This window comes from Stenotrophomonas maltophilia group sp. Smal17 (genome assembly GCF_030237045.1).
Taxonomy (GTDB): domain Bacteria; phylum Pseudomonadota; class Gammaproteobacteria; order Xanthomonadales; family Xanthomonadaceae; genus Stenotrophomonas; species Stenotrophomonas forensis.
Genome location: NZ_JASJSU010000028.1, coordinates 36,438 through 49,932, shown reverse-complemented (window position 1 = coordinate 49,932; position 13,495 = coordinate 36,438). Strand labels below are relative to the sequence as shown.

10 protein-coding genes and 1 pseudogene are annotated in these 13,495 nt (G+C 63.8%); 3 read left to right on the top strand and 8 right to left on the bottom strand.

Annotated elements, in window-relative coordinates; genetic code table 11:
• The 8 genes and pseudogenes from QRO93_RS09885 to dnaA form a co-directional block, all read right to left on the bottom strand.
• Window positions 1–177 (bottom strand): annotated as a pseudogene (locus QRO93_RS09885) (energy transducer TonB); the annotation flags it as partial.
• Window positions 178–320: 143 nt separating this feature from the next.
• A complete protein-coding gene (locus QRO93_RS09880) occupies window positions 321–1,514 on the bottom strand; it encodes a lipopolysaccharide assembly protein LapB (protein ID WP_180878542.1) in 1,194 nt (397 codons plus the stop codon).
• 132 nt (window positions 1,515–1,646) lie between these two features.
• Window positions 1,647–2,453 (bottom strand): M48 family metallopeptidase, encoded by an 807-nt coding sequence (locus QRO93_RS09875; protein ID WP_053508116.1) that lies wholly within the window; start codon window positions 2,451–2,453, stop codon window positions 1,647–1,649.
• 71 nt (window positions 2,454–2,524) lie between these two features.
• Window positions 2,525–3,370: a CPBP family intramembrane glutamic endopeptidase gene (locus tag QRO93_RS09870; protein ID WP_180878541.1), complete on the bottom strand. Its 846-nt coding sequence runs from the start codon at window positions 3,368–3,370 to the stop codon at window positions 2,525–2,527.
• 67 nt (window positions 3,371–3,437) lie between these two features.
• A complete protein-coding gene (gene gyrB / locus QRO93_RS09865) occupies window positions 3,438–5,897 on the bottom strand; it encodes a DNA topoisomerase (ATP-hydrolyzing) subunit B (protein WP_180878540.1) in 2,460 nt (819 codons plus the stop codon).
• 112 nt (window positions 5,898–6,009) lie between these two features.
• Complete coding sequence (gene recF / locus QRO93_RS09860) at window positions 6,010–7,104, bottom strand: DNA replication/repair protein RecF (protein WP_180878539.1); 1,095 nt, start codon at window positions 7,102–7,104, stop codon at window positions 6,010–6,012.
• Between the two features lie 958 nt (window positions 7,105–8,062).
• Entirely contained in the window at window positions 8,063–9,163 is a 1,101-nt protein-coding gene (gene dnaN / locus QRO93_RS09855) for a DNA polymerase III subunit beta (protein ID WP_005411731.1), read from the bottom strand.
• Window positions 9,164–9,438: 275 nt separating this feature from the next.
• A complete protein-coding gene (gene dnaA / locus QRO93_RS09850; protein WP_005411730.1) occupies window positions 9,439–10,770 on the bottom strand; it encodes a chromosomal replication initiator protein DnaA in 1,332 nt (443 codons plus the stop codon).
• 255 nt (window positions 10,771–11,025) lie between these two features.
• Here dnaA and rpmH point away from each other — a divergent pair, with 255 nt between their 5' ends.
• From rpmH to yidC, 3 genes are read left to right on the top strand one after another with little or no spacing between them, the layout of a single operon-like run.
• On the top strand, window positions 11,026–11,166 hold the full coding sequence (gene rpmH, locus QRO93_RS09845; protein WP_005411729.1) for a 50S ribosomal protein L34: 141 nt from the start codon (window positions 11,026–11,028) through the stop codon (window positions 11,164–11,166).
• 5 nt (window positions 11,167–11,171) lie between these two features.
• Window positions 11,172–11,666, top strand: coding sequence for a ribonuclease P protein component (rnpA, locus tag QRO93_RS09840; RefSeq protein WP_180878538.1), 495 nt, complete (start codon window positions 11,172–11,174; stop codon window positions 11,664–11,666).
• Window positions 11,666–13,381, top strand: coding sequence for a membrane protein insertase YidC (yidC, locus tag QRO93_RS09835; protein ID WP_285304139.1), 1,716 nt, complete (start codon window positions 11,666–11,668; stop codon window positions 13,379–13,381). Before rnpA ends, yidC begins: the two co-directional genes overlap by 1 nt.
• Window positions 13,382–13,495 lie beyond the last annotated feature (114 nt).

Here is a 13,495-nt window from a genome sequence, read left to right as displayed (position 1 = left end):
CACCATGACGTTGCGCTCCTTCTCCGCAACGGCCTTGGGAGCCACGGCGGGAATGAGGAGCATCATGAAGGCGGCCAGATGCAGGGCAATTACAAACGCGATGCCGACGATGCGAGGCCAGCTCAGCCCCTTGTCATCGGGTTGTTCGTACCGGTGAACGACTAGTTGTTCCGTCATGCGCCAAGAGCTCAATAGTGGGGCCGGGATGCCGGGGGCGGAATCCCTGATCAGCGGTGCATGACACCGCAGGAACCTCCAAGCTTATACCAATCCTGAGCGCCTGCGCATCAACTGAGCAGGCATTCAGGCGTTATTCCTACTTACTTCAGGTTGATGATTTTTTTGGCATCAGCCTGGTTCTTCACACCCTTCGCCAGCGCCTGCTGGGCGGCCTGCTTGGCCTCCGGGATGCGACCTTCGGCATGCAGGACGCGTGCCAGGTTCAGGTAGGTCTCACCGTCCTTGGAGAGCGGGGCAGCCTTCTGCCACGCATCGATCGCCTGCGGCACCTGGTCGGAGTAGTAGTAGGACTGGGCCAGCGCCAGGTAGACCTGGTAATCCGGCTTCAGGATGCCCTTCTGCAACCCTTCGTTGATGACCGCGATGACGTCCTTTTCCTTGTGCTCGGTGTTGGCATAGATCGAGTACAGCTGCTTGTACTCGCGCTCGTCGGTGAGCTGGCCGCTGCTGCGCAGCTTGTCCATCACCGCAGCCGCCTTGTCCATCTGGTCGGCCTGCATGTACATGCTGGCCAGGTTCAGCTGGGTCTTCTTGTCGTTCGGGTTCTTGGCCGCCAGTGCTTCGGCTTCCTTGACCGCCTCACCGGACTGGCCGGCTTCGGACAGGGCCGCCATCAGCAGCTGGTTCCAGTTGTCCTTCGGCTCGGTGGCGCCGGCGATGGCCTGCTTCAGCACCGGGATCGCTTCCTGGTAGCGCTCCAGCTGGTACAGCGCCTGGCCCTTGGCGATCAGCTCTTCCGGCTTGGTCGACTTGCTCTCGGCGAAGTACTTGTCGAGGGTGGCCAGGCCTTCGGCGGTCTTGTCTTCCTGCAGCTGCAGCTGGCCCAGCATCAGCATCGACTGGAAGTGGCCGTTGTTGTCCAGGCCGTTGAACTGCAGGACCTGCTTCAGGTAGGCGATCGCCGCCGGGGTGTCGTCGGTCTGGTAGGCGGCCTGCGAGGCCAGCTGCGCGGCCAGCGACTTGTCGTACTCGTTCGAGGCACTGTCGGCCAGGATCGCGTCAGCCTGCGTGCGCGTCTCCGGGAACTTTTCCTTGTTGTAGCTGTCGATCATTTTCTGCAGCTTGCTGCCCATCTTGGCCGAGGCCTTGACGGTCGGCTCCTCGCGGGTCGCGTTCGGGTACAGCGCCTCGGCCTTGGCCTGCTTGCTGCTGCCGCCACGGTTGCCGCGCTCGGACGAACGCGAGGACTGCGCGAAGGCATCGGTGACCACGGCGCCGGTCAGGGCGGTCGCGACGAGGACGGAAAGCACAGCTTTGTGGTTACGGAAAATCATCGTTCACCTCGATCGAACCGCCGGTTAGCGGCAAAGTCGGACTGTCAGAAAAATCTGAGCCGCCAAACGTATCAGAAACAGATGGCGTGAGAAATCGTTTTATGTGCTGCAATACAGCATAGAAGTGCGCACTCATCCGCACTTTGGCCGCAGCCCGGCCGCCTGCGCCTGCTGGTAGACCGGCGTCAGCGCCGGTGCGTCGCGTCGCAATTCCTGGATCCGGTTGGCCGGGTCGGGGTGGGTGGACAGCCATTGCGGGCTGCGACCGCCACTGGCGGCCATCATGTTCTGCCACAGATCGACCGCCTGCGCCGGGTTGAAACCGGCCTGGGCCATCAGCCGCTGGCCTAACTGGTCAGCCTCGGTTTCCTGGACGCGTGAACCCGGTAACAGGAACATCGTTTGCGCGCCCATCCCACCAAACTGGTTTAGTACGTTGGCTGCCGACTCACCTGCATAAGCTCCAACCAAGGCACCAGCAACCGCTAAGCCGGTCTGCGCGCCCATCTGGCGGGTAATGCGCTCTTCGTGGTGGCGCGCGATGACGTGGCCGATTTCATGGCCGATCACGGCAGCCAGCTGGTCCTGGTTCTTCGCCACGGTGAAGATGCCCGTGTTCACGCCCACCTTGCCACCGGGCAGTGCGAACGCATTGGGTTCCTTGTCGACGAACACCGCGGTCTCCCACCGTACGCCACGGTATTGAGGCGGCAGCTGCGCGACCAGCGCGTTGACCACGCACTGCACGTAACCGTTCTGGCGGCCGTCGGTGCTGATCTTTTCCTTCTGCTTGGTTTCAGCAAACGCCTGCGCTCCCAGCTGGTCCAGCTGGGCCTGGGAGACGCCGCCCACCATCTGCCGGCGCCCGGTCGGGGACGTGGTGGTCGCGCAGGCGCTGACCAGGGTGGTGATGACAAGGGCCAGCAGCAGTTGTTTCATGGAAGCTCCCCCGTGTTCATGTCCGCAGTGTGTAGGGTACCGGCTTAATCTTTCGTCAAGCGGACACGGCGTTACGTTGACCCCAGGAACACCATCGCGGCAAGCGCAACGGCGTTGTTCAATGCATGTGCGGTGATGGCCGCCCACAAGGTGCCGGTACGCTGGTAGAGCCAACAGAACGCGGCCCCCATGCCTCCATACACCAGCCACAACTGGAGCATGCCCAGCAGGGAGTTCTTGCTCAGACCCGGCACTTCGTGCACGAGGGCAAATGCCAGGCTGCTGAGGATGATGCCCAGCCAGGGACGTCCCGCCTTCCACAGGCGCCCGAACAACACGCGGCGGAACAGCAGCTCTTCGTAGGCCGGCGCCAGCACCACGGCGAACAACACGAGGAACAGCGGGAAACGCGCAATCGCGTTCTGCATCAGTTCCACGTTGGTCGGCACCGGTTCGATGCCGAACTGCCTGGCCAGGAAGGCGATGCCATTGCTGCCGATCACGATCAGCGCAGCCACCAGCACGGTCCAGCCCCAGGTCGAGGGCCGCCGCAGCGCCTGGCGGGAAGTGGAGCGCTCGTCCGGCGTGGCCGGACGCCGCCAGAAGTACACCACCAGTGCGGCGCCGCCGGTGGCGATCAACGCCATCAGGATCTGCGCCAGTGCACCCGGCTGGCCAACCGCCGCGCTGATCGCGTCGGGCGACAGCCCGCCACCCTGGGCCTCCGCATTGGCACGGCCGACCACGATCGCGCGGTAGAACCCCCAGAACAGCCCGGTGATCAGGCTCAGGCTGAACAGGGTGACGATGGCGATGCCCAGGTCGATGAAGAAACCCGCCAACGGGGAACCGGCGCGCGGCGCGGCCGAGGCCGGCGGAATCGGGGGCGGGGCGGAAACCGGGGCGGAAGCGGACATCAGGTACCTGCGTTCAAGGGTCGAAGGCCGGCGCGCCTCCCCGCGCACCGGCCGTGTCCCGATTGTGTCAGATATCCAGGTTGGCGACCTTCAGCGCGTTGTCCTCGATGAAATCGCGACGCGGTTCAACCACATCGCCCATCAGGGTGCTGAAGATCTGGTCGGCGGCAACGGCATCTTCGATGCGCACCTGCAGCAGCCGACGGGTTTCCGGATTCACGGTGGTGTCCCACAGCTGTTCCGGATTCATTTCACCCAGACCCTTGAATCGCTGGATCTGGCGGCCGCGCTTGGCCTCTTCGAGCAGCCAGTTCTGCGCCTTGGCAAAGCTGTCCACTTCGATCGACTTGGCGCCGCGGGAAATGGTTGCACCTTCGCGGATCAGGCCATGCAGCAGCTTGGAGGCCTGGTGGATCGCGCGCAGTTCGCCGCTTTCGAAGGCCGACATCGGCAACACCTGGATGTGCTGCTCGCCCATATGGCGACGGGTCACCAGCACGGCGGCCGGGCGCTCGTCGTTGGCTTCCTGCAGTTCCAGGCTGAAGCGCGGGCTGCCCAGGCTGCCCTGGTTGAGGCGCTTGGCCAGTGCATCCAGGCCTTCGCCTTCGCCGGCAGTGCGCAGGCTGTCCATGTCCATCGGCACGAAATCGACCAGCGCCTCGAGCAGGTTGCGGTCGTAGCGGTGCGCGTTGCGTTCGATCGAATCCAGTGCAGCAGCATAGGCCAGCAGCAGCTTTTCCAGCGCCAGGCCTTCGATGCCCGGCTCGCCAGCGGCCGGCACCAGCGCCGCGTTTTCCACCGCGCTGCTGGCCAGGTAGCTGTCCAGCGCCGGGTCGTCCTTCAGATACAGCTCCTGCTTGCCCTGCTTGATCTTGTACAGCGGCGGCAGGCCGATGTAGACATAACCGCGCTCGATCAGCTCCGGCATCTGACGGTAGAAGAACGTCAGCAGCAGGGTGCGGATGTGCGCGCCGTCGACGTCGGCGTCGGTCATGATGATGATCTTGTGGTAGCGCAGCTTGTCCGGGTTGTACTCGTCACGGCCGATGCCGGTGCCCAGCGCGGTGATCAGCGTACCGACCTGGTCCGACGACAGCATGCGGTCGAAGCGCGCGCGTTCCACGTTGAGGATCTTGCCGCGCAGCGGCAGCACCGCCTGGTTCTTGCGGTTGCGACCCTGCTTGGCCGAGCCACCTGCCGAGTCACCCTCGACGATGAACAGCTCGGACAGCGCCGGATCCTTTTCCTGGCAGTCGGCCAGCTTGCCCGGCAGGCCGGCAATATCCAGCGCGCCCTTGCGGCGGGTCAGGTCGCGGGCCTTGCGCGCGGCTTCGCGTGCACGCGCGGCATCGACGATCTTGCCGGCGATGGCCTTGGCTTCGTTCGGGTTTTCCTGCAGGAACTCTTCCAGGCGCGCACCAAAGGCGTTTTCCACCGCCGGGCGCACGTCGGAGCTGACCAGCTTTTCCTTGGTCTGGCTGGAGAAGCTCGGATCCGGCACCTTAACCGACAGCACCGCGATCATGCCTTCGCGCATGTCGTCGCCGGTCAGGTTGATCTTGGCCTGCTTGGCGATGCCGTTCTGCTCGATGTAGTTGTTGAGCACGCGGGTCAGCGCACCACGGAAGCCGGCGAGGTGGGTACCGCCGTCCTTCTGCGGGATGTTGTTGGTGAAGCAGTACATCGTCTCCTGGTAGGAGTCGGTCCACTGCAGCGCCACGTCCACCACGATGCTGTTGTGCTCGCCGGTGACCGAGATGACGTTCGGGTGCAGCGGGGTCTTCAGCTGCGCCAGATGCTCCACGAAGCTGCGGATGCCGCCTTCGTAGTGGAAGTCGTCGCGACGACCGTCGCCGCGCTCATCGGCGAGCACGATCTTGACGCCGGAGTTGAGGAACGACAGTTCGCGCAGGCGACGGGCCAGGATGTCGTAGTGGAATTCCACGTTGTCGTGGAAGGCCACGGTCGACGGCCAGAAGCGCACGGTGGTGCCACGCTTGGTGGTGGTTTCCAGCTTGGCCAGCGGAGTCACGGCCGCACCGTTGCTGAATTCCTGCTGGTAGTGGAAGCCGTTCTGGAACACATCCACCAGCAGCTTCTGCGACAGCGCGTTGACCACGCTGACACCCACGCCGTGCAGGCCGCCGGACACCTTGTAGCTGTTGTCGTCGAACTTGCCGCCTGCGTGCAGCACGGTCATCACGACTTCGGCTGCCGAAACCTCACGGCCCAGCTTGGCGCTCATCTGCTCATGCTTGCCGGTCGGGATACCGCGACCGTTATCGGACACCGAGACCGAGCCATCGGTGTGGATCGTCACTGCCACGTGGTCGGCGTGGCCGGCCAACGCTTCGTCGATCGAGTTGTCGACGACCTCGAACACCATGTGGTGCAGGCCGGTGCCGTCATGCACATCACCGATGTACATGCCGGGACGCTTGCGGACAGCCTCCAGGCCTTCCAGGGCGGTAATGCTGTTGGCGTCGTAATTGCCGTTGTTTGCCGGGGTGTTCTGTTCGTCGCTCATTGCGCTTGCCGTAGGCTCCGCAGGTCGGTCACCGCGTGGAGCGATGCGCCGAGAATGAAAGGATTCCAACCCGAATTATACCAGCCGGGGTCGAGCGGCCCTGGTGTGACCACTATGGCACAGCCACGATCTGTGCATGTTCCACGTGGAACCGGGTGATGTCGGCCAGGTCCTGCAGTGCCGACGGGGTTTCGGTGGCCGTAATGAAGATCTGCGCCGGGCCATCAAGCAGGCGCTGCAGCACACGCGCCTGGTGGGTGCGGTCCAGCTCCGAGGCCAGGTCGTCGAGTGCGATCACCGGCCACTCGCCGCGCTGTTCCGCATAGTCCTCGGCCTGCGCCAGCAGGCACGCCAGCGCGGTCAGCTTGGCCTGACCACGTGACAGTGCGTCGCGACCGGGAATACTGTGGAAATCCACGCTCCAGTCCGCGCGGTGCGGGCCCACCGAGGTGTAGCCGGCCTGGCGGTCCCGCTCCCGGGCCAGAAGCAGGGCGTCGGCCAGAGGAAGTTCGTGGCGACGCCAGCCTGGGCTCAGTTCCAGCCCCTGGATTCCGAGTTGCGGAGCAAGGGTGGCTGCCAACGACACCGTGCGCTGCTGCAGTCGCTCCAGGTAGTGCTGGCGGCGGCTGGTCAGCGGTTCTCCCGCCTCGGCCAGCTCGTGATCCCAGGTATCGAGCATCCGCGACGGCCCGCCCTGTTTGAGCAGCGCATTGCGCTGCTTCAGTGCCCGCGAGTAGCGGCGCCACAAAGCGAGGAAATCAGGTTCCACGTGGAACAGGCCCCAATCGAGGTAGCGACGACGGGGTTCACCTCCACCGCTCACCAGCGCATGGCTGCCTGGCTCGAAGGTCACCACGGCCAGGGCGGCGCAGAGATTCCCGAGCTGCGCGACATCCTCGCCGTCCAATCGCCCTTTCCAGTCCTGACCGCTGTGGCGCAGGCCCGCCTTGCGGCGATGCGGCGGGTGATTGGCGCGCTGCTCGTCCCATTCAACGAAGATTTCCAGCGCCTCCTGGCCCTGACGGACCAGGCCATCGCGAACCCGGCCGCGAAAGCTGCGGCCATAGGCCATCAGGTGCAGGGCCTCGAGCACGCTGGTCTTACCGGCACCGTTGTCGCCGGTCAGCAGATTCAATCCTGGCTGCGGCAACAGGTCCACCGCGCTGAAGCGACGCAGTTGGTGCAGGGCGAGGCGGCGGATCTGCATGGGGCGCGAAGGACCATCCGCACTGGGCGGTAGAAGGGTGGGTAATCCATCAGCTTACTGCATCGGTCAAGCCGGTCGTGTTGCGGGCACCATCCGCCCCGGAACGCGACGGCTGCCGGCCACTGCTCGCTCGTTTCACGTGGTGTGCGGCTCATGCCTGCGGCCCCGCCGCAATCGGGAAGGGCGCGAATTCCTTCAAATCTGGGCACGGCACCACTCCGTAGGCCCACAGATTTCAGCAGTTTCACGGCCATCCAGTGGGAATCGCGGGATGCCTCAACGGCGATGCCAGCGGCAAACCACCCGGATTCCTTCAATTCTGCGGTCCAGGACCCTGGAGGGTTCCACAGAATTCAACGAATTCAGACCGACAGTTCCACGCTATCCACAGCGGGACGGTATGACTTATACACAAGGTATGGGCAATCTGTGGATAAAAAAGCCCTTCTACCGTGCCGGCGAAACTATCCACAGGTTCCCCCCCAGCCCGAAGGCCCTCTATACAGGGGGTTTCAGCCTCATAAACCTTTTTAAAATCAAACAGATAAGGCGTTTCTCCACGAAATCTGGCCCTACCATCACCACCATGCTTAAGATTTATACCCAGATTTAGAAGCTAGGCCCAGCCCGATCTGCCTCGAACGGGCCCTGTGGACAGTGGCGTCTGCAGCAACTGCAGTCATTCCTTCGCAGACGATCGCGAGGCCTGCTTCACCTGGGACAAGAAGGCCATTCGACTGAGCATGACGATCCAGCAGCCGGAATCCTGATTGCCTCCAATCCGAGAGCCCACTCGCACCGTCAATGTTGGAACCCAACGACGGGACAGCAGAGGTCCCCGTTCCAAGGCGTCGAATCTGCGCCTGTAGCAGGACGAACACTCATGCTCCACGTGGAACAAAAAAACGCCCGGGAAAATCCCGGGCGTCATTCGGTTCCACGTGGAACAGCGCTGGTGTCAGAGACGCAGCGGCATCACCACATGACGCGACTTCTCGCTGCTGGATTCACGCACCAGCGCCGAGGAGTTGGAGTCGCGCAGCTGGATGATGACTTCCTCGTCGCGCAGCGCCGAGAGGGCATCCAGCAGGTAGTTCACGTTGAAGCCGATGGCCAGATCGCTGACCGTGGTGTCGGCTTCGATCTCTTCCTGGGCTTCTTCCTGTTCCGGGTTGTGCGCGCTGATCTTCAGGTTGCCCGGCGAGACCTCCACGCGGATACCGCGGTACTTCTCGTTGGACAGGATCGCGGCACGCTGCAGCGAGGCACGCAGGGCTTCACGGTCAACCTTCACTTCGCGGTCGGCGCCGATCGGGATGACAGCCTCGTAATCCGGGAAACGGCCGTCGATCAGCTTCGAGGTGAAAGTGACATCGTCGCGCTTGACGCGCACGTGGCTGCGGCCGACTTCCAGCTCGATCTCGCGATCACCGCTTTCCAGCAGGCGCTGCAGTTCGGTCACGCCCTTGCGCGGCACGATGATCTGGCGCTTGGACCCGCTGGGCTTGGCCAGATCGGTTTCACACAGCGCCAGGCGATGACCGTCCGTGGCGACGGTACGCAGGGCGTCACCGCGCAGATCGAACAGCAGGCCGTTGAGGTAGTAGCGCACATCCTGCTGGGCCATCGCGAACGCGGTGCGTTCGATCAGCTCCTTCAGGGTCGCTTCGCCGATGGCGACGCGCTCGGTGGCTTCCACTTCGTCCACCGACGGGAAGTCGTTGGAGGGCAGGGTTGCCAGGGTGAAGCGACTGCGACCGGCCTGCACGGTGATCTTGTCACCGGTCTGCGAGACGGTGATCCGGCTGCCATCGGGCAGGGCGCGGATGATCTCGAACAGCTTGCGGGCGGGAATGGTGGTTTCGCCGTCCTGGGCATCTTCAACCGCGATCCGCGACACCATCTCCACTTCCAGGTCGGTACCGGTCAGCGACAGCTGGCCGTTCTGCACCTGGACCAGGAAATTGGCCAGAACCGGAAGGGTCTGGCGGCGTTCGACCACGTTGACGACCTGTGCCAACGGCTTGAGAAAGGCTTCGCGCTGCAGTGTGAAACGCATGTGGTTCCGTGCCCCTATGCTTTAAAAAATGTGGAATAAATCAAAAGCTTGGTGGTGCTGGTAGAGACAGAATCGCTGGAAAACAACGCTAAGTCTTTGTAAATAAAAGAATTTCAGACCTCGAAACCCTCTGTATTACCGCCCCCCAGGGGGTGGGGAAAGTTGTGGATAGAATCGGCGCGATTTCAGACGCCATTTTTATCCACAACGTGTCCCGCGCTTGCTACCGGATTCTGCACCGTTTTGTGCGATGACGCCTCATCGGCATCCGTGCATCATTCGCTCAGCTTCCGGATCAGCTTGTCCCAGTCCTCGCGGAGCTTGCCGTCGGTTTCCATCAGGGTCCGGATCTGGCGGCAGGCATGCAGCACCGTGGTGTGATCGCGACCGGCAAAGGCATCGCCGATCTCGGGCAGGCTGTGCTCGGTCAGTTCCTTGGTCAGGGCCATGGCGACCTGGCGCGGGCGGGCCAGCGAGCGGGTCCGACGCTTGGACAGCAGATCCTTGATCTGCAGGCCGTAGTAGTCGGCAACGGTTTTCTGGATGTTGGGAATGCTGATCGCCTGCTGCTGGGCACGCAGCAGGTCGCGCAGGGTTTCCTGGGCGAATTCGGTGGTGATCGCGCGGCCGGTGAAATTGGCGCGGGCGGTCAGGGTATTGAGCGCGCCTTCGAGGTCGCGCACGTTGGAGCGCATCTTCTTGGCGATCAGGAACGCAACGTCATCGGGAATCTCGGCACCGCGTTCGCGCGCCTTGGCCAGCACGATCGCGGCACGGGTCTCGAAGTCCGGCGGTTCGATCGCGACCGACAAGCCCCAGGCAAGCCGCGACTTCAGGCGCGCTTCCAGGCCTTCGACTTCGCGCGGATAGCGGTCGCAGGTCAGGATGATCTGCTGCTTGCCATCGAACAGCGCGTTGAAGGTGTGGAAGAACTCTTCCTGGGTGCGGTCCTTGCCGGCGAAGAACTGGATGTCATCGATCAGCAGCGCGTCCACCTGCTGGAACTGGCGCTTGAACTGATCCATGGTCTTTTCCTGCAGGGCCCGGATCATCGCGCTGAAGAACTGCTCCGAACGCAGGTACAGCACCTTCGCCCCTGGGTTGGCCTGGCGCATGGCGTTGCCGGCGGCGAACATCAGGTGGGTCTTGCCCAGGCCGGTGCCTCCGTACAGCAGCAGCGGGTTGTGCGCACGGTCGCCCGGCTTCTGCGCCGCCTGGAAGGCAGCGGCCAGGCCCAACTGGTTGCTGCGGCCTTCGACGAAGTTGGCGAAGGTGTAGTGGTTGTCCAGGTTGCCGGCGAACGGCACCTGCGGTTCGCTGGAGACGTGCGCCGACGGCGTGGAAACCGGCGCGTTCTGCGCCTCCACCGGGCGTGGGCGCGAGCCGATTTCAAGAAAAACGTCGCTGAAACCGGCGAAATGAGCCAGCAGTTCGCGGATCCGGGCCAGGTACAGCTCGCGGACCTGGTCGACGATGAAGGCATTCGGTGCATACAGCACCAGGCTGTCCACGCGCAGATCGGCCTGCAGCGGCTTCAACCAGGTATGAACGTCTTCCGGCGGGAACTCCGCTTCGAGGCGCTCGAGACTACGGGACCAAGCATCCATCAGCAATAATCGTCCGGTGGCCGGGGCGTGGACGCGACAAGGCGCCCAAACACAGGCCGGAAAGGGGGGAAATGGATGGCTCAGACTACCACCGAGCGCCCGCCTTCGGAATGCTTGTCCCCTACTTATTCACAAAAACATCCACAGCTATTGCACAGGGCAGTGAATTGGCGTAGCTGCCAGGGCTTGACTTGGGGCGGGGTACCTCTCTAGAATTTCCGGTTCTTTCCGTCCCATTCATACGAGAGGCCCCCAATGGCCACGAAGCGCACCTACCAGCCCAGCAACCTCAAGCGTAAGCGCGACCACGGCTTCCGTGCCCGTATGAAGACCGCTGACGGCCGCAAGATCCTGTCGCGTCGCCGCGCCAAGGGCCGCAAAGTCCTGAGCGCCTGATTGCCATGCCGCACCTCGCGGCAGACGCAATCCCTTCGACAGTGAATACTGCAGACCCGCGCAAGCGATTCCCTCGCTCTGCGCGGGTTCGCACGCGTGCCGAATACTCAACGGTCTTCAACGGCGCCCGCCGTGTGTCCGATCCGCTGATGACCCTGCACTGGCTGCCGGCTGACCGGCCGGCCAGGCTGGGTCTGGCGGTTTCCCGCAAGGTTGATCCGAACGCCGTCGGGCGTAACCGGATCAAGCGCGTCCTGCGCGACATCCTGCGTCAGACACGTACCGAAATCCAGCCAGGCGACTTCGTCGTCGTGGCTCGTAGTGCTGCGCGTTCCGCCAGCAACGACGAGATCCGCCAGGCCTTCCTGCGCCTGCTGCGTCGCCTGCGTGCATTGCCCACGCCGGGCGTGGACGGCACAATGCCGCCGCCTGATGGCATCGCAACTCCTTCTTTGACCGAGCCGGCATCGCGTCCCGGCCCCGCCGAGCCTGCCCGCTGATGAACCAGACCCGCGTATTCCTCATTTTTGCCTGGCTGATGGTGGCCGTGCTGCTGTGGATGGAGTGGAGCCGTGAAAAGGCTGCTCCGACCCCGGCCCCGACGACCACGTCGGCCCCGGCCGCCGCACAGAGCGTTCCGGGTGCAACCCCGGGCGCCATCCCCAGTGCCCAGGTTCCGGGTGCCCCCGGCCAGGCCGCCGTGCAGGCCCAGGCCAGTGCCACCCCGGCCAGCCAGCGCGTGACCGTTACCACCGACGTGCTGCGCATGGTGCTCGATGGCGGCCGCGTGCTCGATGCCGAGCTGCTGCAGTTCCCGCAGACCAAGGACGAAGGCAGCCCGCCGGTGCGCCTGCTGACCGAAGACCCCGCGCATCCGTACAGCGCGATCAGCGGCTGGGCCAGCGAGGACAAGAACACTCCGGTCCCGGGCGCTGACGGCTTCAAGCTGGTCGGTGACACCAACGACTTCGTGCTGGCCAAGGGCCAGAACGAGCTGCAGATCCCGTTCGTGTGGACCGCCGACAACGGCGTGACCATCAAGCGCACCCTGACCGTCTCGCGCAACGAGTACGCCGTGCGCTTCAAGGACGAAGTCAGCAACACCGGCACCGCGCCGTGGAACGGTTACGTCTACCGCACCCTGGACCGCACCCCGACGATCCTGTCGCGGAGCATGACCAACCCGGACTCCTTCAGCTTCAACGGCGCCACCTGGTACGACAACGACAAGAAGTACCAGCGTCGTGCGTTCAAGGACTACCTGGAAGACGGCACGCTGAACCAGAACATCACCGGCGGCTGGCTGGCGATGCTGCAGCACCATTTCTTCACCGCCTGGATCCCGCAGAAGGACCAGACCGCGCACTACGTGCTGTCGCAGGTGGCCGGTCGTGACCTGATCGAAGCGCGTGGCCCGGCCTTCACCGTGGCCCCGGGCCAGTCCACCAGCACCGAGGCCCGCCTGTGGGTCGGCCCGAAGCTGGTCAACCTGATCGCCAAGGAAGACGTGCCGGGCCTGGACCGCGTGGTCGACTACAGCCGCTTCTCGATGATGGCGGTGATCGGCCAGGGCCTGTTCTGGGTGCTGAACCAGGTGCACAAGCTGGTCGGCAACTGGGGCTGGGCGATTGTCGGCCTGGTGGTGCTGCTGAAGCTGGTGCTGTATCCGTTGTCGGCCGTGCAGTACAAGAGCGGCGCCAAGATGCGTCGCTTCCAGCCGCGCATCGCGCAGCTGAAGGAACGCTATGGCGACGACCGCCAGAAGTTCCAGACCGCGATGATGGAGCTGTACAAGAAGGAAAAGATCAATCCGATGGGCGGCTGCCTGCCGATCCTCATCCAGATGCCGATCTTCTTCGCCCTGTACTGGGTGCTGGTCGAGTCGGTCGAGCTGCGCCAGGCGCCGTGGCTGGGCTGGATCCAGGACCTGACCGCACGCGACCCGTACTTCATCCTGCCGGTCATCAACGTGGCGGTGATGTGGTTCACCCAGAAGCTGACCCCGGCACCGGGCATGGACCCGATGCAGCAGAAGATGATGCAGTTCATGCCGCTGGTGTTCGGCGTCATGATGGCCTTCATGCCGTCCGGCCTGGTGCTGTACTGGGTGGTCAACGGCGGCCTAGGCCTGCTGCAGCAGTGGTGGATGACCAAGCGCCATGGCGGCGATCCGGTCCCGGCCACCACTGCCCCGGCCCCGGTCAAGAAGAAGTAACGCCGACCTGTAGAGTCGACTGTTAGTCGACTGGCGTTGGGGATGGAGCAGTCGACCAAGGTCGACTCTACCCCCCGGTCGATGAAAAGCCCGCCGCAAGGCGGGCTTTTCGCA

Coding starts and splice junctions, on each gene's coding strand:
- QRO93_RS09880 (WP_180878542.1), bottom strand. CDS start 1,514: ATGATTTTCCGTAACCACAAAGCTGTGCTTTCCGTCCTCGTCGCGACC.
- QRO93_RS09875 (WP_053508116.1), bottom strand. CDS start 2,453: ATGAAACAACTGCTGCTGGCCCTTGTCATCACCACCCTGGTCAGCGCC.
- QRO93_RS09870 (WP_180878541.1), bottom strand. CDS start 3,370: ATGTCCGCTTCCGCCCCGGTTTCCGCCCCGCCCCCGATTCCGCCGGCC.
- gyrB (WP_180878540.1), bottom strand. CDS start 5,897: ATGAGCGACGAACAGAACACCCCGGCAAACAACGGCAATTACGACGCC.
- recF (WP_180878539.1), bottom strand. CDS start 7,104: ATGCAGATCCGCCGCCTCGCCCTGCACCAACTGCGTCGCTTCAGCGCG.
- dnaN (WP_005411731.1), bottom strand. CDS start 9,163: ATGCGTTTCACACTGCAGCGCGAAGCCTTTCTCAAGCCGTTGGCACAG.
- dnaA (WP_005411730.1), bottom strand. CDS start 10,770: ATGGATGCTTGGTCCCGTAGTCTCGAGCGCCTCGAAGCGGAGTTCCCG.
- rpmH (WP_005411729.1), top strand. CDS start 11,026: ATGGCCACGAAGCGCACCTACCAGCCCAGCAACCTCAAGCGTAAGCGC.
- rnpA (WP_180878538.1), top strand. CDS start 11,172: ATGCCGCACCTCGCGGCAGACGCAATCCCTTCGACAGTGAATACTGCA.
- yidC (WP_285304139.1), top strand. CDS start 11,666: ATGAACCAGACCCGCGTATTCCTCATTTTTGCCTGGCTGATGGTGGCC.